The organism is Paraburkholderia sp. J8-2 (assembly GCF_905220195.1).
Classification (GTDB): Bacteria; Pseudomonadota; Gammaproteobacteria; order Burkholderiales; family Burkholderiaceae; genus Paraburkholderia.
This window is the reverse complement of record NZ_CAJMZA010000002.1, coordinates 619,076-641,297: the sequence shown is the minus strand read 5'-3', so window position 1 is coordinate 641,297 and position 22,222 is coordinate 619,076. Positions and strand designations below refer to the sequence as shown.

The following is a 22,222-nucleotide window of genomic DNA, read 5'->3' as shown; positions in this document are numbered from 1 at the left end:
GCAAGGCGGGTTTTCCGCGCCGTCCGGTAAATTTTTGTCGCGGTATGATCATTGCCGCAAGGCCTGCGCATCCCCGCGTGCGGCCCGACAAACACATAACGGAGCGAGACCTGCCGGCTGCTGCGCTGCCGGGCGACACACCGCCCGCGCCTCGCGCGCGCCCCGCAGCCTCGCCGGGAGCACGGCGATGAGCACCTTCACCAATCCCCTCAAGGAACGCCTCAAGGAGGCGGAGCCGCTATTCGGTCTATGGCTTTCGATGGGCAGCGAAACCGCTGCCGAGGCGCTCGCGCACGCCGGTTTCGACTGGCTGCTGATCGACATGGAGCACACCCCGAACGACAGCGGCGACACGATCGCCCAACTGCGCGCCATTGCCGCCGCGCATATGCCCACCGAGCCCGTGGTGCGTGTGCCCGACAGCGAGCCGTGGCTCGTGAAGCATGTGCTCGACGCGGGCGCGCGCACGGTGATGTTCCCCAATGTGGCCTCGGCTGAAGAGGCCGCGCGCGCCGTGAGCCTCACGCAGTACCCCGACGCGAGCACCCCCGGCGGCCAGCGCGGCGTGGCGGGTGTGGTGCGCGCGGCGGCCTACGGCATGCGGCGCGATTATCTCCAGGGCGCGAACGCGCAGATCGCGACGATCGTGCAGATCGAATCGGCTGCGGCGCTGGCCGAAGTCGAGAAGATCGCGAAGGTGCCGGGCGTCGACTGTCTGTTCGTGGGGCCTGCCGATCTTGCGGCGAGCCTGGGCCATCTCGGCGACTCGAAGCATCCCGACGTGCTCGCCGCGATGCGGCGCATTGTGGCCGCCGCACGCGACGCGGGGGTGGCTGCGGGCATTTTCGCCATGGATCCGGCTGGCGCGAAGCAGTATCGCGAGATGGGTTTCAGCTTCATCGCTCTTGCCGCCGACGTGATCTGGCTCGTGCGCGCGACGCGCCAGGCGCTTCAGGAGGCGAGGTCATGAGGCATCCGGAAGCCCTTTTTGAGCGGCTACTTGCGCGTTTTTTTGCGCCGCGTTTTGGACGCGCGGCGCGCGCGCTCGCCATCGGCTGTCTGGCGGGCGCGGCGCTCGGCGTGAGCGGCTTCGCCGCAGCGGCCGACGGCGCTAGCGCCACGCCTGGCGCCGAATCCGATCCGCAAACGGCCAACGCCGTTGCCGACTACAACGCGGGCAATCTGAGCGCGGCGCGCGCCGAGTTCCAGGCGGCGGCCGAGCGCGGCAACCGGCTGGCGGAGTTCAACTACGCGATGATGCTGGTGAACGGCGAAGGCGGCGCCGCCGACGTGGGCGAGGGCCGCAAGTGGCTGCGCAAGGCGGCGGACGCAAACATGTCGCACGCGCAGTATGTGTACGGGAAGATGTACGACGACGGCGACTTCGTCGAGCGCGATCCGGTCCAGGCGCACCAGTGGTTCCTCAAGGCGGCGAAGCAGGGCCATGTGCAGGCGGAGCTTGCGCTCGCGAATCAGTACCTGGACGGGCGCGGGACCACGCGCGACAACAAGCAGGCGTTCTACTGGTACAAGAAGGCCGCCGAGGGTGGCGACATGACGGCGCAATACGTGACCGGCTCCTTCTACGAGCGCGGCGGCGACGGCGTGCCGAAGAACCTCAACGTCGCGCGCGCGTACTATGCGGCGGCGGCCGCGCAGGGCGATCCCGTCGCGCGACTGAAGTATCAGCAGTTGAGCGCGCAACTGATGAAGTCGGCGCCCACGCAATAAGCACTCAAAAATCGCACGCTGAAACGACAACGCGCCGGACTCTGCCGGCGCGTTGTCATTTGGCGCATCGAAAAGGCGGGCGAGGCGGCCCGCTGCACCACTAACTCTGCATCAACCGCTTCTGGCGTCCCACGCTCATGATGAGCCCGATCGCCACGCCGAGCGTGGTGAGCGCCGTGCCGCCATAGCTCATGAACGGCAGCGGCACGCCCACCACGGGCAGGATGCCGCTCACCATGCCGATGTTGACGAACGCGTAGGTGAAGAACGCCATCGTGAGCGATCCGGCCAGTAATCGCCCGAAGAGCGTCGCGCCATTTGCGGCGATATAGAGCCCGCGCGCGATCAGACACATATAGAGCGTGAGCAGCACGAGGCCGCCCGCCATGCCGAACTCCTCGGAGAACACCGCGAAGATGAAGTCGGTGTGCTTTTCGGGGATGAATTCCAGATGCGACTGCGTACCCTTCAACCAGCCCTTGCCGAGCGGGCCGCCCGAGCCAATCGCGATCACCGCCTGGATGGTGTGGAAGCCCTTGCCGAGCGGATCGGACGTCGGGTCGAGCAGCGTGCAGATGCGGTGCTTCTGGTAGTCGTGCATGAGCGGCCAGTTCACCTGCGGCTGGCAGATCTTGTCCTGGAACGCGGCGATCGAGGCCACCGCGATCACGCCTGCGATCAGCACCGGCACGATCAGCTTGAACGAGAGCCCCGCGAAATAGATGACGAAGAGGCCCGACGCGAACACGAGCACGGCGGTGCCGAGATCGGGCTGCTTGGCGATCAGGCCGACCGGCACGAGCAGAATCACGAAACCGACGACGAAGTCGTACCAGCGCATCACGCCTTCGCGGCGCTGGTAGTACCACGCGAGCATGAGCGGCGTGGCGATCTTGAGGATTTCCGAGGGCTGAATCACCACACCCACGTTGATCCAGCGCTTCGCGCCCTTGCGCGTGAGGCCGAATAGCGCCACGGCAATCAGTAGCGCGATGCCGAAGGTATAGATCGGCACGGCGAAGCGCATGAGCGTATTGGGCGGCACATTGGCGAGCGCCCACATCAGCACGAAGGTGAGCATGATGTTGCGCAGCTGGTCTTCTACGCGGCCCGGCACGTCGAGGCTCGCGCTGTACAGCGTGACGATGCCCACGCACAGCAGCAGGAACACGGTGAGCGCGAGCGGGCGGTCGAAGCCGAGAAACATTTTGCGCAGCGTGTCGAGCACGGCGCGCTTGTCGATCTTGTCGAGCTGGAAGAAAGGCATGGTGACTCCTTACTCGTCGATGCCGCCCGTTGCGGGCTTGGGCGGCGGTGCGAGCGTGGCCGCGTCGCTCGCGCTGGCGGGGCGGCGCGGGCGATGGGGGCCAGGGCCGAAGTGGCGGGGCACGGAGGCGGGCGCGGGGCGGGCGGCGCCCATGCCGTCCGCGCTGGCGGTGCCGCCGTTCACGGCGTCGGTTGCAGAGGGCGCATCGGGGCTGACGTTCTGGCTGGGCTTGCGCGTCTTGCCGGCTGTGCTGCTGGCGGGCATGGGCCGCGCCGCTGCGCCAGCGGCCGAAGCCGGACCCGCAGCGGCCGCGCCCGAGGCTTCAGAGGCAGCCGCTGCAGCCGCTGCAGCCGAAGCCGCCTCGGCCGCCGATGCCGCGCCGGGAATCGGCAGCGGCGTGAAACCGGCGGCGACCCGCACAGGCTGGACGACGGGCGTCGCGGGCGTGCCCGGCGCCGCGCCGGATGCCGCGCCGGACGCTGCAGCAGACGCAGCCTCGGGCGGCGCGCCGATCACCGGCGCGGATGCATCCTCCGTGGCCGAAGCCGCCGCGGCCACGGCCGCCTGCTGGACGCCCGGCTTCAGGCGGTCGACGAGATAGTAGTCGAGCACGCGGCGCGCGATCGGGCCTGCGGCCTGTGCGCCCCAGCCGCCGTTTTCGACGATCAGCGCGAGCGCGATCTGCGGCTTTTCGGCCGGTGCGAACGCGATGAAGAGCGCGTGGTCGCGCAGGTTTTCGGCCAGCGCATGCGCCTTGTACTTGCCGCCTTGCAGCGAAAACACCTGCGCCGTGCCGGTCTTGCCCGCCGACGTGTAGGGCGCGTTGCGGAAGACCTGGAACGCGGTGCCCGACTGGTTCATCGTCACGTTTTCCATGCCGCGCTTCACGACGTCGATGTCGGCCTGGCTCACGTTCAGACGGCCGCTTTGGCTCGGCACCGTGAGACGCTCCTGCTTCGTGATCGGATTCTCGATCTCCTTCACGAGGTGGGGCTTCATGAGCACGCCGTTGTCGGCGAGCGTGGCCGTGGCGTGCGCGAGCTGCAGGATCGTGAACGAGTTGTAGCCCTGACCGATGCCCAGACTGATCGTCTCGCCCTCGTACCACCTCTGCTGCTCGGGCTTGCGATACGCCTTGCGCTTCCATTCGGTGGAGGGCAGGATGCCGCGCGCCTCGCCCGCGATATCGATACCGGTGAGCTGGCCGAAGCCGAGCGGCTTCATGAAGTTCGCGATGTTGTCCACGCCCAGGTCGTGCGCGAGCATGAAGAAGTAGGTGTCGTTCGACACCATGATCGCGCGGTTCATGTCGACCCAGCCCTGGCCCGAGCGCACGTCGTTGTTGAAGCGGTGGCCGCCGAACATGTAGTAGCCGGGGTCCGAGAAGCCCCACTGCGGCGTGCGCTTGTGCAGCGTGAGCGCGGCGAGCGCCATGAACGGCTTGTAGGTCGAGCCCGGCGGATAGGTGCCGTGCAGCGGGCGGTTCAGCAGCGGGTGATCGGGCGAGTTGTTGAGCTCGTCCCAGGTCTGCTGGTCGATGCCGTCCACGAACGAGTTCGGGTCGAAGCTCGGCGCGGAGACGAACGCGAGAATGTCGCCGGTGGAAGGCTCGATCGCGACGAGCGCGCCGCGCTTGCCCGCGAAAGCCTGCTCCGCCACCTGCTGCAGGGCGATGTCGATCGAAAGCACGAGGTTGTTGCCAGGTGTCGCCTGGGTGCGCGAGAGCGTGCGCACGGGGCGGCCGCCCGCCGTCACTTCCACTTCCTCGAAGCCGGTCAGGCCGTGCAGCTCGGTTTCGTAGCTCTGCTCGACGCCGATCTTGCCGATGTAGTCGGTGCCGTTGTAGTTGTTCGCGTCGAGACGCGGATCGTAGTGTTCCTGATCGTTGTCGTTCTGGTCGCTGGCGTCGTCGATGCGCTCCTGATCGCGCTGCGAAATACGGCCGATATAGCCGATCACGTGCGCGGCCGTCGGACCGAGCGGGTATTGGCGGAACAGGCGCGCGCGCACTTCCACGCCGGGGAAGCGGAAGCGCTGGGCAGTGAAGCGCGCGACCTCGTCGTCGGTCAGGCGCGTGCGGATCGGCAGGCTCTCGAAATTCTTCGAGTCTTCGAGCAGCTTCTTGAAGCGGCGGCGGTCGCGCGCATCGATCGGGATCACGGTCGACAGCTGGTCGATCGTGTTGTCGAGCGTGTCGGTGAGCTTCGAGGGCGTGATTTCGAGCGTGTACGCGGAGTAGTTCTTCGCGAGCACGACGCCGTTGCGGTCCGTGATGATGCCGCGGTTCGGCACGATCGGCGCAACGGAAATGCGGTTTTCGTCCGCCTGCAGCGAGTATTTGCTGTGGTTCCAGACCTGCAGGTAGAGGAAGCGGAACGCGATCAGCCCGAAGCAGACGAACACGAACAGCCCCGCCGCCGCGACGCGCAGGCGGAACTTCGTGAGCTGCTGCTGGGTGTCCTTGAATTCGGTCATGCTGTCAGACCCAGGCCCCACTGTTCCATGCGCGAGGAACGGCGGGCCGGGGTGCGTAAGAGGTAGTCAAGCGAGTCGTCCAGCGGCGAGCGCGCGCCGCTCAAATGGGCCGGGTGTCGTCGGGATCGACGGGGCGGCGCTGCGGCAGGAGCAGCAGCACGCTCGCGACCGGCCAGAGGAGGGCCTCGACGAAGCCGCTGATGAGGTAACCCCAGCCGGGAAACGACGCGCCCATCAGCAGGCGGATCACGAACGGCACGACTTGCGCGCCGACCAGCATGGGCGTGACGGCGAACATTTGCAGGCCGATCGACATCCACAGCACGCGGCGGTGAATGGTGATCGCGCCATACGAAAGCAACGTGTACGCGAGCGCGTGCTCGCCGAGCAGGTTCGCGTTGTGGACGTCCATGAGGAGCCCGAGGAAGAACGCGACGCCCATGCCGACCTTGCGCGGCTGGTGAATGTTCCAGAACAGCAGCACGAGCACGACGAAATCCGGCACGCCGGGCATCTTGCCCCAAGGCAGCAGGTTCAGCAGGAACGCCGCCGCAAGGCTGAAAACGATGAAGTACGGATTGACCGGCTGGAGAATATATTGCGGACGCGGCATCAATGGCCCCCTTGCTCAACGGCCTTCGCTGCCTCTTCCCGCAGGCTCTCCTTGGGCCTTTTCTCGGGCTGTTTCTTATCCGCCGGCTTCTTGTCGGCGGTGGGTGCGTTTGCTGCGGGCTTTGCCTGCTGCGCGGGGGCGGCCGGCGCCGTGGCGCCCGACGCGCCTGCCGCCGCGGCAGGCTTCGCCTTCGCGTCGTCGGCTTTCTTGTCGGCCTTCTTGTCCGCGGCCTTGGCGGGCTTCTTCTTCGCGTCCTTCGCCTCGGCGGCTGCCGCGGCTTCTTCGGCGATGATCGGGTTGGGCGGCACCTGCGGGACATAGTGCAGCACGAGCACCTGGCGCGCCCCGCGCACGGCGGCGAGCGGCAGGCAGACCACGCGGGCGAATGCCGTATCGGCCTGCTTGTCCACGCGCAGCACCTTCGCGACCGGCAGCCCTTGCGGATACACGCCGTCGAGCCCGCTCGTCACGAGTTCGTCGCCCACTTGCAGATCGGCGCTGATCGGCACGAAGCGCAGGTCGAGCAGGTCGCCCTTCGCCGTGCCGTAGATCACGCTGCGCAGGCCCGTGCGCACGACTTCGACCGGCACGGCCTGGTCTTTGTCGGTGACGAGCGTGACTTCGGATTGCATGGGGAACACGCGCGTGACCTGGCCGATCACGCCGTCTTCGCTCAATACCGGCGAGCCGTTCTGGATACCCTGCTGCGAACCGCCGCCGATCACGACCTTCTGCGTGAACGGGTCGCGCGTGTCGTACTGGATGTCGGCAGGCGTGGTTTGCGCGCCAATGCGCTGCGAGAGCTGCAGCAGCGCGCGCAGGTGCGCGTTTTCGGCTGCGAGCGAAGCGGCCGCGTTGGCCTGCTGCGAAAGCTGGAGATTGCGCACGTGCAGCTGCGTATTCTCGGTGCGCAGCGAGGAACTCGTCACGGCCAGATCGGCGGCGCCCATAAAGAAGTCGCGCGGCACGAGGGCCGCGCGTTGCAGCGGGTACAGGCCCGCGCCGAGCACGCCGCGCACGATCTCGAGCGTCTTGAAGCGCGCGTCTGAGACGAGGAGCGCGAGCGACAGCACGACGAAGAAGATCAGCCGTGCGAGTGCCGATGGGCCCTGTTTAAAGAGGGGCGGCGGACTGTATTCCATGGTCGGCGCCGGGGGCGTGTGCGGTTCGGTGAAACAGAGGGTGTAACGGAGGGCGCAACGAAGTGTGAAACATCGGCGCCCCGAAGGCCGCCCCGTTGCGGGCCCCGTGGCGGCGCGCGCGCCGCCACGCCATCAGTGGCGCAGCGACGCCGAAACCGCGCCGCGGGCGAGCGCAGCGGTGCGCGGCGCGCTTACTCGTACGAGAAGATGCTGCCAAGCTTGTCCATGCGCTCGAGCGCCATGCCCGAGCCGCGCACCACACAGGTGAGCGGGTCTTCGGCCACGAGCACCGGCAGACCGGTTTCTTCGGCGAGCAGGCGATCCAGGTCGCGCAGCAGCGCGCCGCCGCCCGTGAGCATCATGCCGCGCTCGGCGATGTCGGCGCCCAGTTCCGGCGGCGTTTGTTCGAGCGCGATCTTCACCGACGAGACGATCTGGTTCAGCGGGTCGGTGAGCGCTTCGAGAATTTCGTTGCTCGAAATCGTGAAGCTGCGCGGAATGCCTTCCGACAGGTTGCGGCCCTTCACTTCCATTTCCTTGACTTCGGAACCCGGGAAGGCCGAACCGATTTCCTTCTTGATGGCTTCGGCGGTTTGTTCGCCGATCAGCATGCCGTAGTTGCGGCGGATGTAGTTGACGATCGCTTCGTCGAACTTGTCGCCGCCCACGCGCACCGAGCCCTTGTAGACGATGCCGCCGAGCGAGATCACACCCACTTCGGTCGTGCCGCCGCCGATGTCGACGACCATCGAGCCCGTGGCTTCCGAAACCGGCAGGCCTGCGCCGATTGCGGCGGCCATCGGCTCTTCGATCAGGTAGACCTGCGAGGCGCCCGCGCCGTGCGCGGCTTCCTTGATCGCGCGGCGCTCGACCTGGGTCGAGCCGCACGGCACGCAGATGATGATGCGCGGCGACGGCGAGAACATGCGCGACTCGTGCGCCGTCTTGATGAACTGCTTGATCATCTGCTCGGTGACGGTGAAGTCGGCGATCACGCCGTCCTTCATCGGGCGGATGGCTTCGATGTTGCCCGGGACCTTGCCGAGCATCTGCTTGGCTTCCTTGCCGACTGCCTGAATCGTCTTCTTGCCGTTCGGGCCGCCTTCCTGGCGAATGGAGACGACCGAGGGTTCGTCGAGGACGATGCCCTTGCCGCGCATGTAGATCAGGGTGTTGGCGGTGCCGAGGTCGATCGCCAGGTCGTTGGAGAAGTAGCTACGCAGAAAACCGAACATTCAAAAATCCTGTCTCGCTTGTGGCCGACCTTCCAGCTTCGTGGGCGAGGGCGGCAGCGGATAAATTAACAGCCTCAGGGCGTCGTGCTCCGCCGCGAGAGCACTCCGGCATCGCTGCGGAGGGCGTCGCAAGGGGCGCCACGAGGGGCCTGAAACTGCGGGGATGGTTACCGGAGGCAGCCAGGCTGCACCGCCCGTTTGGTCTTGTCTGGCCGCATTGTGCTGCGGTCAGAACTGAAAGGCGGATGCAAGGCGGTCCGGGTTTGGGTCGAACGCGTAATGATACCTTATAATTTTGCCTGTTTTGCAGGATCCGGAAGGCAGTTTTTGACCTCATCGAAGCTTTCCTCCAGAGCCGGATCCGGCGCGATAAACCGCTGTTGCAGCACCGAATTTCCGCACTGCCGCAGCTTCTTTTTCCGGTGACCGCATGGCCCTGACCCTGAACGATGTGAAGCGCATCGCGCATCTTGCGCGCCTCGAACTGGCCGACGCCGAAGCCGGCAATACGCTCGAACGCCTGAACGACTTCTTCGGCCTCGTCGAGCAGATGCAGGCCGTGGACACGACTGGCATTGCGCCGCTCGCCCACCCGATCGAGCAGATCGAGGATGTTGCGCTGCGCCTGCGCGAGGACGCCGTGACCGAAATCGTCGATCGCGAAGCGCTCCAACGTCCCGCGCCCGCGGTGCAGGACGGACTTTACCTCGTACCGCGCGTGATTGAGTAAACGCGCAGCATTTTTTCGCCATTTTCGAATTCCTACGAGTCATCAGAACAGTTCGAAAAGGCACGGACGCCCGAGTTTTCGCGGGTTTTCCGAGAAGCGGCCCGCACGTTTGTCAACGTCCGTCGAGCCGCTTTTCGGACGGCGCAACGATCTGATTTCGACCACGCCGTGACGTTCTTCCAGGAATCACGCAATGCATGACAAAAGCTTGACCGAACTGCGCGCCGCGCTGGCTGCGAAGGAGTGCTCCGCAGTCGAGCTGGCCCAGCATTTTCTGGGCCGGATTGAGGCGCATCAAGACCTGAACGCTTTCGTCGACGTCAATCCCGAATTGACGCTCGCCCAGGCCAAAGCCGCCGACGCGCTGCTGCACTCGGGCCACGCGGGTCCGCTCGCGGGCATTCCGCTCGCGCACAAGGACGTGTTCGTCACGCGCGGCTGGCGCTCGACCGCCGGCTCGAAGATGCTCGCAAACTACGTGAGCCCGTTCGACGCGACTGTCGTCGAGCGGCTCGAGCGCGCGGGCATGGTCTGCCTCGGCAAGACCAACATGGACGAATTCGCGATGGGCTCGTCCAACGAGAACTCGCATTTCGGCGCCGTGAAGAACCCGTGGGACACCAAGGCCGTGCCGGGCGGCTCGTCGGGCGGTTCCGCCGCGGCCGTCGCCGCGCGCCTCGCGCCCGCCGCCACCGGCACCGACACCGGCGGCTCGATTCGCCAGCCGGCGTCGTTCACGGGCGTGACGGGCATCAAGCCCACGTACGGCCGCGTGTCGCGCTACGGCATGATCGCGTTCGCCTCGTCGCTCGACCAGGGCGGCCCGTTCGCGCAGAACGCCACCGATTGCGCGCTGCTCCTGAACGCCATGGGCGGTTTCGACGAGCGCGACTCCACGAGCCTCACGCACGAGCACGAGGACTACACGCGCTTCATCGGCCAGACGTGGAGCGCCGGCGCGAGCGCCGACAAGCCGCTCGCGGGCCTGCGCATCGGCCTGCCGAAGGAATATTTCGGCGCGGGCCTCGCCGACGACGTGCGCGCCGCCATCGACGCCGCGCTCAAGACGTACGAGTCGCTCGGTGCGACGCTCGTGGAAGTCACGCTGCCGAAGACCGAGCTGTCGATTCCCGTGTATTACGTGATCGCTCCGGCGGAAGCCTCGTCGAACCTCTCGCGCTTCGACGGCGTGCGTTTCGGCCACCGTGCGGCCGAATATCGCGATCTGCTCGACATGTACAAGAAGTCGCGCGCCGAGGGCTTCGGCCCTGAGGTGAAACGCCGCATTCTGGTGGGCACCTACGTGCTTTCGCACGGCTACTACGACGCGTACTACCTGCAGGCGCAGAAGATCCGCCGCATCATTGCGCAAGATTTCCAGGAAGCGTTCAAGCAGTGCGACGTGATCATGGGTCCGGTGGCCCCGAGCGTGGCATGGGACCTCGGCGCGAAGGGCGACGATCCGCTGCAGATGTACCTCGCGGACATCTACACGCTTTCCACGAGCCTCGCGGGCCTGCCCGGCATGAGCGTGCCGTGCGGCTTCGGCGCGGGTGCGAACGCGCAGCGACCCGTCGGTCTGCAGATCGTCGGCAACTATTTCAACGAGGCCCGCATGCTGCAGGTCGCCGACGCTTTCCAGCGCGCGACCGACTGGCATCGCAAGGCGCCGGCAGGGGTGTGAACATGGCAACACAGTGGGAAGTCGTTATCGGTCTCGAAACGCACGCGCAATTGTCGACGGCGTCGAAGATCTTCTCGGGCGCATCGACGCAGTTCGGCGCCGCGCCCAACACGCAGGCCTGCCCCGTCGATCTCGCGCTGCCGGGCGTGCTGCCGGTGATGAACCGCGGCGCCGTTGAGCGCGCGATCCAGTTCGGCCTCGCGATCGGCTCGACGATCGCGCCGCGCAGCATCTTCGCGCGCAAGAACTACTTCTATCCGGATCTGCCGAAGGGCTATCAGATCAGCCAGTACGAGATTCCGGTCGTGCAGGGCGGTCAAATTACCATCCAGGTGCCGGCCAACGAAAAGGCAGGCACCGAAGCGTACGAGAAGACCGTGAATCTCACGCGCGCCCACCTGGAAGAAGACGCGGGCAAGTCGCTGCACGAGGACTTCGCGGGCATGACGGGCATCGACCTGAACCGCGCGGGCACGCCGCTGCTCGAAATTGTTACGGAACCCGAAATGCGCAGCGCGGCGGAAGCCGTGGCCTACGCGAAGTCGCTGCACACGCTCGTTGTGTGGCTCGGCATTTGCGACGGCAACATGCAGGAGGGCTCGTTCCGTTGCGACGCGAACGTCTCCGTGCGCCCGGTCGGCCAGAAGGAATTCGGCACGCGCGCCGAGATCAAGAACCTGAACTCGTTCCGCTTCCTCGAGGAAGCCATCCAGTACGAAGTGCGCCGCCAGATCGAGCTGATCGAAGACGGCGGCACGGTGGTGCAGGAAACGCGCCTCTACGATCCGGACAAGCGCGAGACGCGTTCGATGCGCAGCAAGGAAGACGCGCACGATTACCGCTATTTCCCCGACCCCGACCTCATGCCGCTCGTGATCGACGCAGCGTGGGTCGAGCGCGTGAAGGGCGGGATGCCCGAGCTGCCCGCGACGATGCAAACGCGCTTCGTCGAACAGTACGGTGTGACGCCGTATGACGCGAACGTGCTCACGTCGAGCAAGGCGATGGCTGTGTATTTCGAAGCCGTTGTCGCGAAGGCCGGCGCCGCGCAGGCCAAGGCCGCCGCCAACTGGCTGATGGGCGAAGTCTCGTCGCAGCTCAATCGCGAAGGCCTCGACATCGAAGCCTCGCCGGTCTCGGCTGCGCAGTTCGCCGTGCTGCTCGCGCGCATCGCCGACGGCACGATCTCGAACAAGATCGCCAAGGAAGTGTTCCAGGCGATGTGGGACGAGAAGGCAGCAGACGAAGGCGCCGCCGACCGCATCATCGAAGCGAAGGGCCTCAAGCAGATTTCGGATACCGGCGCGCTCGAAGCGATCATCGACGAGGTGCTCGCGGCGAACCAGAAGTCGGTGGAAGAATTCCGCGCCGGCAAGGAAAAGGCCTTCAACGCGCTGATCGGCCAGGCCATGAAGGCGACGAAGGGCAAGGCGAATCCGCAGCAGGTCAACGAACTGCTGAAGAAGAAGCTGGGCTGAGTCTGGGTGCGGCCCGCCTGATTCGGGCATGCTAGCGAGGCGGCGTCGTGCGTAGCAGTGCGGCGCCGCCTTGCCGCTTCAGGCGCGCGCAAGGGCACTAAGCTGTTTTGCCATCTGTATTCACGAGAGAGGAGAACAACGCATGTCCAAGGTCCCGAGTCTCGACGATTACCGCGTGCCGTACTTCGGCGACAAGAAGGCGCCGACGTTCTCGCTCAGCGCGCTCGACCCCGCCGCGAAGCCGTTTTCGAGCGGCAGCAAGGACGGCGACCGCGATCGTCTCTCTGAAGTCGGCAAGCAGCTCGACGTGCTGCAGGAGCGTTTGCACGCCCAGCGCCACCAGCGCGTGCTGCTCGTGCTGCAAGGCATGGACACGAGCGGCAAGGACGGCACGATCCGCGGCGTATTCCGCGAGGTCGACCCGCTCGGCCTGCGCATCGTGCCGTTTCGCGCGCCCACGCCGATCGAGGCCGCGCACGACTTTCTCTGGCGCGTGCACATGCAGGTGCCCGCTTCGGGGGAACTCGCGATCTTCAACCGCAGCCACTACGAAGACGTGCTCGTGCCGCGCGTGATCGGCCAGATCGACTCGGCCGAATGCGAGCGCCGTTACCGCCAGATCCGCGATTTCGAGGCGCTGCTGGCCGAGAGCGGCACGTCGATCATCAAGTGCATGCTGCATATCTCGAAGGACGAACAGAAGAGCCGCATCCAGGCGCGTATCGACGATCCGACCAAGCACTGGAAGTTCGACGTATCGGATCTCGAAGCGCGCAAGCACTGGGACGCCTACCAGGCCTCGTACCAGGACGCGCTCGCGGCCACGTCCACGGAATACGCGCCGTGGTTCGTGATTCCCGCCGATTCGAAGACGCATCGCAACGTCATGGTGGGCGAGTTGCTGCTGCGCCTGATGGAAAGCCTGAAGCTCGAATTCCCGCCGGCCAAGGCCGAGCTCAAGGGTGTCAAGATCGACTGAGCCCGATCGAATCCCCTCGCGCGGCGCAGTTCGGCGCGGCGCGAGAAAACGTAAAAACAGCGTAAAAGCAGCGCAAAACCAAGAGGAAAGAAGACATGTTGCGTGTGATCACCGCGAATCTGAACGGCATCCGCTCGGCGGCGAAGAAGGGCTTTTTCGAATGGTTCGGCGAACAGAAGGCCGACGTGCTCTGCGTGCAGGAAATCAAGTGCTCGCAGGACGACATGACGCCCGAGTTTCTCGCGCCGCATGACTTCACGGGCTACTTCCAGCATGCGGTGAAGAAGGGCTATAGCGGCGCGGGCGTCTACTCGCGCCACGAGCCCGACGACGTCATCATCGGCTTTGGCAGCGAAGAGTTCGACCCGGAAGGGCGCTATGTGGAAACGCGCTACGGCAATCTCTCGGTGATTTCGGTGTACGTACCTTCAGGCTCGAGCGGCGAAGAACGCCAGGCCGCGAAGTACCGCTTCATGGACGAATTCATGCCGCATCTCGCGGAACTCAAGCGCGAGCGCGAAGTGATCGTGTGCGGCGACGTGAACATCGTCCACAAGGAAATCGACATCAAGAACTGGAAGGGCAACCAGAAGAACTCCGGTTGCCTGCCCGAAGAACGCGCGTGGCTCACAAGCCTCTTCGACGATGTGGGCTACGTGGACGTGTTCCGCACGCTCGACCCGCGCCCCGAGCAATACACGTGGTGGAGCAACCGCGGCCAGGCGTATGCGAAGAACGTAGGGTGGCGTATCGATTATCAGATCGCGACGCCCGGCATTGCGCACAAGGCGAAGAACACGTCGATCTTCAGGGACATCAAGTTCAGCGACCACGCGCCGCTGACCATCGACTACGACTACAAGGTCAAGCGCTGACGCTCGCCCCGGCGCGCCGCGAAACCGCTTTCAGGGCGCCGAAACCACCTTGCGCTTCTGCACGGCCGGGATGCCTTGGTAGTCGGGCAACTCGGCAAGCGGCTTGCCGATCGCCTTCGCATAGAGCGGCATCATGTCGGCGAGGCGCTTGGCAATATCGGCGCGCCGCGCCGGCGTGTACGGATGCACGTAGATGAAGCCCTGATCGCGGTCGGCGCGCGTCGCCGCCGCGAGCTTGTCCCAGAGCGTGAGCGCCGCGCGCGGATCGAAGCCCGCACGCGAGGCGATATCGCTGCCGATCACGTCGGCTTCGGTTTCGTCGGCGCGGCCATAGTGCATCTCCACGAGCTGCGAGCCGATGCCGAGCGGAAACACCCCGAGATCCGCGAGCCCGAAGAGTTGCGGCACGCTGCCCGATTCGATTTGCGCGGCTTGCTGCTCGCCCAGGCGCTCGCGCACGTGCTCGCGCACCGCATGCGCGATCTCGTGGCCGAGCAGCATGCCGAACTCGTTGTCGTTGAGCTTCACGCGGTCGAGCAGGCCGCCGTACACGACGATCTTGCCGCCCGGCAGCGCGTACATGCGAATGTCGTTCGAGCGGATCACCGCCACTTCCCACTTCCAGTTCTTGACGCGATCGCTCCACTTCAGCGCGTAAGGCGCGAGCCGGTCGACGAACGCGCGCACGCGCTGCACGTGCGGATCGCTTTCGGCATAGAGGCGGTTCGAATGGGCCGCGCCGCGCACGATCTCGTTGAATTCCGCAGTGGCCTGCGCTTCGAGCATCGGTGAGGGAATCAGGTTGCGGTACACCGCGGCATTGCCGAATCGCACCACGCGGCCGGTGTTCGGCACACCGGGGGAGAGGGTGCCCTGCGTCGCGTTCGCATTCGCATTCGCAGTGCTGTTTGCTGCGTTGTTTCCCGCGCTGTTCACCGCGCTGTTCACCGTACCGTTTGCGTTACTCGTTGGATTGACTGCGCCGTTGCTTGCACTCGCGGCGCTGCCCGTTGGCGGCGTTGCGGCGTTGCCCGGCACGGCCGCCGGGGCGCTCGTGGCGCCCGGGCTGTCGGCAGCCCACGCATGCCATGCGCCGAGGGCCGGCCAGGCCGCGGCAAGGGCCATCGCGAGCGCGCGCACACCGCGGCGCTGCGGCGCGCGCTGGCGTTGCACGGCGGTCTCATGCGTGCTCACGACCGGACTCTCCACGGGGCAATACGAATGAGCAGGAGCATACCCGGTACCGCGAGCACCGTGCAGACGATGAAATAGTCGAACCAGCCGATTCGCGCGACCACGTAGCCGCTCGCGGCGGAGGCCAGCGTACGCGGCACGGAGGCGAGACTCGTAAAGAGTGCGAACTGCGTGGCGGTGTAACGCGGATCGGTCGTGCTTGCGATATAGGCAGTGAACGCGGCGAGCGTGAGGCCTGTCGCAAAGGTCTCGAAACCGTACACGAGCGCGAGCGCTACCGCGCGCGGGTCGAGTGTGAATTGCACGTTCGCGCCGAAGAGACCTGCTGCCCACGAGACCGCGTGGCTCACGGCGATCACCGCATCGTAGATCGCCGCGAGCGAGGGCGAGCCTGCGCCGAGCTGCGCGAGCCACGCGAAGCCGAGCGTCGAAATCATCTGCAGGAAACCGAAGATCCAGAGCCCGCGCCCAATGCCGATCTTCACCAGCGCCACGCCGCCGATAATGCCGCCCGCGAGGCTCGCGCCAAACGCGGTCATCTTGGCGATCACGCCGATCTCGGTGCGCGAATAGCCGATGTCGAGGAAGAACGATGTGGACAGCGTGGTCGCCATCGTGTCGCCAAGCTTGTAGAGGAAGATGAAGGCGAGCACGAACAAGGCTGCGGCGAGGCCGTCGCGGTGTACGAACTCGGCGAACGGCTGCACGATCGCTTCACGCAGGTTCTTCGGCGGCGCGCCATGCACTTCGGGCTCTTTCACCACGAGCGTCATGATCATGCCGGGAATCATGAACGCCGCCGTGACCACGAACACGGTGCTCCACGGCAGGTGGTCGGAGAGGATCAGCGCGAGCGAGCCCGGCACGAGCGCCGCGATCTTGTACGCGTTCACATGTACTGCGTTGCCGAGACCCTGCTGCGTGTCGGTGAGCAGTTCGCGCCGGTAGGCGTCGATGGAGATGTCCTGGCTCGCGCCGAAGAACGCCACGAGCGCGGTGAGCGCGGCCACGGTCCAGATCGAATCTTTCGGCGAAACGTAGCCAAGTGTGCCGATGGCGAGCGCCACGAGAATTTGCGTGACGAGCATCCAGCCGCGCCGCCGCCCCGGGCGCCAGCCCGGCAGGCGCGGCACGTAGCGGTCCATGAGCGGCGCCCAGACGAACTTCCAGGTGTACGGGAACTGGATCAGCGCGAAGAGGCCGATCTCCTTGAGATTGACGCCTTCGGAGCGCAGCCACGCCTGCACCAGATAGACGAGCGTGAAGAGCGGTAGCCCGGAGGTAAAGCCGAGGAACACGCAGATCAGCATGTGCGTATTCAGATACGCACGCCAGCCGGGGTGGGATTCGTGAGCGGCGAGGTGATCGTTGCGGGCGGGTGCCTCGTGGGGCGGATTCTGCATGTCGTCGTTAGCGGCGGCGGTGTTGGGTGCGGTCACTGATGGACCGGTCGGTCAGAAAAACACACGACGCCGCGCACGGCGTCATTTTTTTCTCACGCGATAGACCGCAAGACTACCACGCCAGTTCACACCCCAACGCACGGTCTGACCCCCATGCAGCACGGCGCGGTCGAGAATTTCGATGCCCACCTCGGGCGCGAGCGCCTCGAAGTCCTTCACCGTGAGAACACGCACGTTCGGCGTGTTATGCCACTGGTAGGGCAGCGACTTCGAAACCGGCATGCGTCCGCGCAGCACCGAAAGCCGGTGCGGCCAGTAACCGAAGTTCGGGAACGAGACGATGCACTCCTTGCCCACGCGCGCCGTCTCGCGCAGGATGGCCGCCGTCTGGTGAATGGTCTGCAGCGTTTGCGAGAGGATCGCGAAGTCGAAGCTCGCGTCTTCGAACAGACGCAGGCCGTCTTCCAGGTTCTGCTGGATCACGTTGATGCCGTTCTTCACCGAAGCGAGCACGCCCGCGTCGTTGATCTCGATGCCGTAGCCCGTGCATTCCAGCTCTTCGGTGAGGAGCGAGAGCAGCGAGCCGTCGCCGCAGCCGAGGTCGAGCACCTTCGCGCGCGGTTCGATCCAGCGCGCGATGGTGCGAAAGTCGGGACGGGCGGAAAGACTGTCGAAAGCGCTCTGGTTCATGCGCCCACCTCAGCAGCAATGCGTTCGTAGTAAGCGCGCACCACATTGTGATAGCGCGCGTCGTCGAGCAGGAAGGCGTCGTGGCCGTGCGGCGCGTCGATTTCCGCGTAGGTCACCTGGCGCTTGTGATCGAGCAGCGCCTTCACGAGTTCGCGCGAGCGCGCGGGCGCGAAACGCCAGTCGGTCGCGAAGCTCGCCACGAGGTACTTCGCCTTCGTGTGCGCGAGCGCGCGCGTGAGGTCGCCGTCATACGCCTTGGCCGGGTCGAAGTAGTCGAGCGCGCGCGTGATCAGCAGGTAGGTGTTGGCGTCGAAGTAGTCGGCGAACTTGTCGCCCTGATAGCGCAGGTACGACTCCACTTCGAATTCCACGTCGAAGTTGAAGTTGTATTCGTCGACGGCGCCTTCCGCGCGGCGCAGCGCGCGGCCGAATTTTTCGGCCATGTCGTCGTCGGACAGATAGGTGATGTGGCCGATCATGCGCGCCACGCGCAGGCCGCGGCGCGGCTTCACGTTGTGCGCGTAGTAGTCGCCGCCGTGGAAGTCGGGGTCCGAGAGGATGGCAGAGCGCGCGACCTCGTTGAACGCGATGTTCTGCGCCGAGAGCTTGGGCGTGGAAGCGACCACGATGCAGTGGCCCAGGCGCTCCGGATAGCGCAGGCTCCATGCAAGCGCCTGCATGCCGCCCAGGCTGCCGCCCATGACCGCGGCGAACTTATCAATGCCGAAGCGATCGGCCACGCGCGCCTGGGCGTCCACCCAGTCTTCGACGGTCACGACCGGAAACTTCGCGCCATAGGGCTGGCCGGTAGCCGGGTCGATGCTCATCGGGCCGGTCGAGCCAAAGCACGAGCCGAGGTTGTTCACACCGATCACGAAGAAGCGGTTGGTGTCGAGCGGCTTGCCCGGGCCGACCATGTTGTCCCACCAGCCCACATTTTTGGGATCGTCCTCATAGACGCCCGCCACGTGGTGCGAGGCGTTGAGCGCGTGACAGACGAGCACCGCGTTGCTGCGCGCGGCGTTGAGCGTGCCGTAGGTCTCGACCACGAGGTCGTACCCGGCCAGCGCCGTGCCGTTCTGCAGTTGCAGGGGCTCGTCGAAATGCAGTGTTTGAGGAGCGACGATGCCGATCGATTCCATTCGTTCCGCCTTGGTTGTTCGGGCGGCTAAACGGTGTCGGCGGGCGCGGAGTGCGAAGGGGTTGGCGCAGCTGACGACCTCTTTAGCCGCATTTATATCGAACTCCAGGCCAGAGGCTCTGGGAGTTCACGCGCCCGCAATCGAGTCAGCAAATCGGCGCGTGGGTATTGCATAAGGAACGCAGAGTATATCGGAAAAAGTGCAAAGCGACGCGCGGCGCACAGGAAGGCGCGCCGGGCGGCGTGGTCTCGCCCGTCGCAGTTGCGTCCGCCCTTCACGTGTCCGCGCGCCGCACGAGGCTGCGAAGCCTTATCACGTCTTCGGCGCGGAAGGATGTGCGTTGCGCCAGCGGCGCAGCTGCAAGGCCGCGATGATCATCAGGAGGCCGTAGAGTACCGCGTAAGCGGCGATCACCCAGATCAGCGAGAGCGCGCCCGCGCCGGGGAACATCGCGAAGAAAAAGCCCACCGTGGCCGAGAGCAGCCCCGAGATCCCGACCGCCCACGGATGGGCAATGGCGTGCCGGTACTGGATCGCGTAGACGATTTCGAAGATGCCCGTGAAGAACGCCCACACGCCGATGATCATTACGAGGACGATGGCAGTCTCGCCGGGCCAGAAGAACGCGACGAGCCCGGCGATCACGCCGATCAGACCGATGATGACGTAGGTCCAGCGCCGCGTGCCGCCGCCGCGCGCACCGTAGATGAGCGCGAACGCGCCGTCGACGATGGCGTAGGCGCCCCAGACGATGGCAAGCGTGAGCACGGTGAGCCCGGGCAGCGAGAAGGCGAGCACGCCAAAGACGATGGCGGCGATGCCGCGTGCGATGAGCCAGCCCCAATGGGCGGAGAGGCTCGTGAGGATGGGCGGCAGGCCGAAGGGAGGAACGGGACGGTTCATGCGGCGGTTCTCCTTGTAGCGACGCGAGCAGCCGCCACGGAAAAACGCCGCGCGGCCGCGCTATTGAAGAATGATGCGGATCTGCTCTTCGGCGTGCTCGCTCGGCGAACGCGTGAAACCGCTTTGCGCATAGCGATGCCAGCAGCCGATCACATAACGCACGACCAGATTCGCACGTACGGTTGGATCGTATCCCTTGGCGGCGGGCTTCGCGTTGACATGGTCAGACCCCGAGATCGCTTTACGCTCCGCCTCTTGTGCGAGGTCAACGCGCAGGCACTGGCGCAGCGACGCCTCGACGCGATCGAGCATCTGGTTCACGCGCTCGGCGAGGCGCTCGTGCTCGCCCACGAGGGCCTCGCAGGTCAGCACGCGGGTCATGCCCGCATTGCGCGTGGAAAAGTTGACGAGCATGAGGGCGATCGCGCGCGCCTGCAGGACGCCGCTCGGCTCTTTTTCGACGATCTGGTTGATGAGCCCGAAGAGCGTCTGCTCGATGAAATCGATCAGGCCCTCGTACATCTGGGCCTTGCTCGCGAAATGGCGATACAGCGCGGCTTCGGAAACGCCGAGGCGCGCGGCGAGTGCCGCCGTGGTGATTTTCTCGCCGCGCGGCGCCTCGAGCATGGTGGCGAGCGTCTGGAGAATGTGGATACGGCGTTCGCCCGGTTTCGGGCGGGGGGCGCGGCGGGCCGCGCCCGGCGATTCTGCTGCTTCGACTGCTTCACGCGTTTCTGTCGGCTGCATGGATATCGTCCCTGGCGTTGGCCCCTGGGCTTACGCTCCCCCGTTTGACTTCGAGCGTCCCGACTGCAGGCCTGGTTTCAGGGATTTTAGCGAACGAATGCGACGATCGACATAGTGAGGCCTGCCGGTGCCCGGCAGATGCGCCGGCAAATGCCCGGTGATCCAGACGGTGCGGATGCCAAGGCGCCGGTAACGCTTGAGGTGGCTGCGCGTGTCTTCGACCAGGATGGCGTCCGCGAGCGCCACGCCCGCGCGGCGCAGCGTGCCGCGCAACATCCCGCAGTCGGGCTTGGCGCGCCAGTGGCTGCGCGAGCGCATGCCTTCGATGGCGATCACACGTTCGAAGAGCCGCTCGATGCCGAGCGCTGCGAGCACCGCGTGCGCGTAGTCTTCGGGGCCGTTGGTGAGGACGATCTTGCGCCCGGGCAGCGCGGCGAGCGTGCGCGCGAGCCCGCGCTCGGCGTGCAGCATGCCGTGCAGGTCGTCGAACGTGTGCACGACCTTGAGAAAGTCGTGCGGGTCGATCGGATGGTGGCGCGCGAGGCCGAGCAGCGTCGCACCGTAGCGGCGCGTGTAGCTCGTGCGCAGGTGATTGGCTTCGTCGCGGCTCACGCCGAGCGCGTCGACGATGTACTGCGTCATCCCGGCGTTGATGGCTGGGAAGATCGCACGCGACGCGTTGTGCAGCGTGTTGTCGAGATCGAAGAGCCAGACCGGGCCGCGAGAGGTGGGGGCGCCGTAGCCCGGGCCGCGAGAGGCGACGCCCGGCGTGCGGGCGACGCGGCGCGGCCGATGCCGGACACGCCTGGCATGAAGGCTGGAGTCGGTCATCTCGTGCGTGAGACGCGACGGCGGCACGCAGCCGCCGCCGGTGGGCGCTCGCTTAATGCGAGCGGATCATCGTGCCGAACGGCTGTTCGGTCAGGATTTCCAGCAGCACCGAGTGCTCGATGCGGCCGTCGATGATGTGAACCGAGCGCACGCCGCTCTTGGCCGCGTCGAGCGCGGACGAGATCTTCGGCAGCATGCCGCCCGAGATCGTGCCGTCTTCGAACAGGGCGTCGATCTCGCGGGCCGAGAGGTCGGTGAGCAGATTGCCCGCCTTGTCCATCACGCCGGGGATGTTCGTCATCATCACGAGCTTTTCGGCGTTGAGCACCACCGCGAGCTTGCCCGCCACGAGGTCGGCGTTGATGTTGTACGAGAGGCCGTCTTCGCCGAAACCGATCGGCGAGATCACCGGAATGAACGCATCGTCCTGGAGCGCCTTCACGACTGCCGGGTTGATCGCCTCGACTTCGCCCACCTGGCCGATGTCAATGTACTGACCGGGGTTGTCGCGGTCCGGCATCATCAGCTTGCGTGCGTGGATCAGGCCGCCGTCCTTGCCGGTCAGGCCGACCGCGTGGCCGCCGAAGTGGTTGATGAGCGTGACGATGTCCTGCTGCACCTCGCCGCCGAGCACCCACTCGACGACTTCCATGGTTTCCTCGTCGGTCACGCGCATGCCCTGGATGAACGTGCCTTGCTTGCCGATCTTCTTGAGCGCCGTGTCGATCTGCGGGCCGCCGCCGTGCACGATGACCGGATTGATGCCCACGAGCTTGAGCAGGATGACGTCGCGCGCGAAGCCCTGCTTGAGACGCTCTTCGGTCATGGCGTTGCCGCCGTACTTGATGACGACGGTTTTACCGTGGTACTGGCGGATGTAAGGCAGCGCTTCGGCCAGAATTTCGGCTTTCAGGGTGGGTGCGATCTGCGAAAGGTCGAGAGGCTCGGACATGGCGGCGGAGACTGGACGAAAAACGGACGAAACTCGCGGACGAAGATCCGCGGACGAAAAACGCGGCCGCAAAACGGTCGAAACAGGCCGGATTGTACAGGACTGGCGCGGTGCAACAGGGAAAACGGCGGGGAAACGACGCACGTCGGAC

General features: G+C 65.8%; 20 protein-coding genes. 7 read left to right on the top strand and 13 right to left on the bottom strand.

Annotation, left to right across the window (positions count from 1 at the left end):
- Window positions 1-187 precede the first annotated feature (187 nt).
- Both U5A52_RS08170 and U5A52_RS08165 read left to right on the top strand, forming a co-directional pair.
- A complete protein-coding gene (locus tag U5A52_RS08170; protein WP_321907319.1) occupies window positions 188-970 on the top strand; it encodes an HpcH/HpaI aldolase family protein in 783 nt (260 codons plus the stop codon).
- Window positions 967-1,731: a tetratricopeptide repeat protein gene (locus U5A52_RS08165; protein WP_321934449.1), complete on the top strand. Its 765-nt coding sequence runs from the start codon at window positions 967-969 to the stop codon at window positions 1,729-1,731. Before U5A52_RS08170 ends, U5A52_RS08165 begins: the two co-directional genes overlap by 4 nt.
- A gap of 100 nt (window positions 1,732-1,831) precedes the next feature.
- Here U5A52_RS08165 and rodA read toward each other — a convergent pair whose 3' ends face one another.
- From rodA to U5A52_RS08140, 5 genes are all read right to left on the bottom strand, one after another.
- A complete protein-coding gene (gene rodA, locus U5A52_RS08160; protein WP_158756648.1) occupies window positions 1,832-2,998 on the bottom strand; it encodes a rod shape-determining protein RodA in 1,167 nt (388 codons plus the stop codon).
- Between the two features lie 9 nt (window positions 2,999-3,007).
- Window positions 3,008-5,473: a penicillin-binding protein 2 gene (gene mrdA / locus U5A52_RS08155; protein WP_321907323.1), complete on the bottom strand. Its 2,466-nt coding sequence runs from the start codon at window positions 5,471-5,473 to the stop codon at window positions 3,008-3,010.
- Between the two features lie 100 nt (window positions 5,474-5,573).
- A complete protein-coding gene (gene mreD, locus U5A52_RS08150) occupies window positions 5,574-6,086 on the bottom strand; it encodes a rod shape-determining protein MreD (protein ID WP_321907324.1) in 513 nt (170 codons plus the stop codon).
- Window positions 6,086-7,228, bottom strand: a complete 1,143-nt coding sequence (gene mreC, locus U5A52_RS08145) for a rod shape-determining protein MreC (RefSeq protein WP_321934448.1) — start codon at window positions 7,226-7,228, stop codon at window positions 6,086-6,088. Before mreC ends, mreD begins: the two co-directional genes overlap by 1 nt.
- A 191-nt stretch (window positions 7,229-7,419) precedes the next feature.
- On the bottom strand, window positions 7,420-8,463 hold the full coding sequence (locus U5A52_RS08140) for a rod shape-determining protein (protein ID WP_004189550.1): 1,044 nt from the start codon (window positions 8,461-8,463) through the stop codon (window positions 7,420-7,422).
- Between the two features lie 430 nt (window positions 8,464-8,893).
- Between U5A52_RS08140 and gatC the strand changes: the two genes are divergently transcribed.
- From gatC to U5A52_RS08115, 5 genes are all read left to right on the top strand, one after another.
- Window positions 8,894-9,193 (top strand): Asp-tRNA(Asn)/Glu-tRNA(Gln) amidotransferase subunit GatC, encoded by a 300-nt coding sequence (gene gatC / locus U5A52_RS08135; protein WP_028203206.1) that lies wholly within the window; start codon window positions 8,894-8,896, stop codon window positions 9,191-9,193.
- Between the two features lie 193 nt (window positions 9,194-9,386).
- Window positions 9,387-10,877 (top strand): Asp-tRNA(Asn)/Glu-tRNA(Gln) amidotransferase subunit GatA, encoded by a 1,491-nt coding sequence (gene gatA, locus U5A52_RS08130; protein ID WP_321907328.1) that lies wholly within the window; start codon window positions 9,387-9,389, stop codon window positions 10,875-10,877.
- Window positions 10,878-10,879: 2 nt separating this feature from the next.
- Entirely contained in the window at window positions 10,880-12,355 is a 1,476-nt protein-coding gene (gatB, locus tag U5A52_RS08125; RefSeq protein ID WP_321907330.1) for an Asp-tRNA(Asn)/Glu-tRNA(Gln) amidotransferase subunit GatB, read from the top strand.
- 142 nt (window positions 12,356-12,497) lie between these two features.
- A complete protein-coding gene (locus tag U5A52_RS08120) occupies window positions 12,498-13,334 on the top strand; it encodes a polyphosphate kinase 2 family protein (protein WP_321907332.1) in 837 nt (278 codons plus the stop codon).
- A gap of 95 nt (window positions 13,335-13,429) precedes the next feature.
- Window positions 13,430-14,209: an exodeoxyribonuclease III gene (locus U5A52_RS08115; protein ID WP_321907334.1), complete on the top strand. Its 780-nt coding sequence runs from the start codon at window positions 13,430-13,432 to the stop codon at window positions 14,207-14,209.
- A gap of 30 nt (window positions 14,210-14,239) precedes the next feature.
- Here U5A52_RS08115 and U5A52_RS08110 read toward each other — a convergent pair whose 3' ends face one another.
- From U5A52_RS08110 to argB, 8 genes are all read right to left on the bottom strand, one after another.
- Entirely contained in the window at window positions 14,240-15,403 is a 1,164-nt protein-coding gene (locus U5A52_RS08110; protein WP_321934447.1) for a M48 family metallopeptidase, read from the bottom strand.
- Window positions 15,400-16,806, bottom strand: coding sequence for an AmpG family muropeptide MFS transporter (locus tag U5A52_RS08105; protein WP_321934521.1), 1,407 nt, complete (start codon window positions 16,804-16,806; stop codon window positions 15,400-15,402). Before U5A52_RS08105 ends, U5A52_RS08110 begins: the two co-directional genes overlap by 4 nt.
- 81 nt (window positions 16,807-16,887) lie before the next feature.
- Complete coding sequence (gene metW, locus U5A52_RS08100; protein WP_112170109.1) at window positions 16,888-17,496, bottom strand: methionine biosynthesis protein MetW; 609 nt, start codon at window positions 17,494-17,496, stop codon at window positions 16,888-16,890.
- A complete protein-coding gene (metX, locus tag U5A52_RS08095) occupies window positions 17,493-18,638 on the bottom strand; it encodes a homoserine O-succinyltransferase MetX (protein WP_321907337.1) in 1,146 nt (381 codons plus the stop codon). The genes metW and metX overlap by 4 nt, the downstream gene beginning before the upstream one ends.
- Before the next feature lie 312 nt (window positions 18,639-18,950).
- Entirely contained in the window at window positions 18,951-19,541 is a 591-nt protein-coding gene (locus U5A52_RS08090) for an HdeD family acid-resistance protein (RefSeq protein ID WP_321907339.1), read from the bottom strand.
- A gap of 60 nt (window positions 19,542-19,601) precedes the next feature.
- Window positions 19,602-20,288, bottom strand: coding sequence for a nucleoid occlusion factor SlmA (gene slmA / locus U5A52_RS08085; RefSeq protein WP_321907341.1), 687 nt, complete (start codon window positions 20,286-20,288; stop codon window positions 19,602-19,604).
- Window positions 20,289-20,318: 30 nt separating this feature from the next.
- The gene (locus tag U5A52_RS08080) at window positions 20,319-21,119 is read right to left on the bottom strand and encodes a pyrimidine 5'-nucleotidase (protein ID WP_321934520.1); all 801 of its coding nucleotides are present in this window, start codon (window positions 21,117-21,119) and stop codon (window positions 20,319-20,321) included.
- Between the two features lie 52 nt (window positions 21,120-21,171).
- Window positions 21,172-22,071 (bottom strand): acetylglutamate kinase, encoded by a 900-nt coding sequence (gene argB, locus U5A52_RS08075; protein WP_233878880.1) that lies wholly within the window; start codon window positions 22,069-22,071, stop codon window positions 21,172-21,174.
- Between the last annotated feature and the right edge of the window lie 151 nt (window positions 22,072-22,222).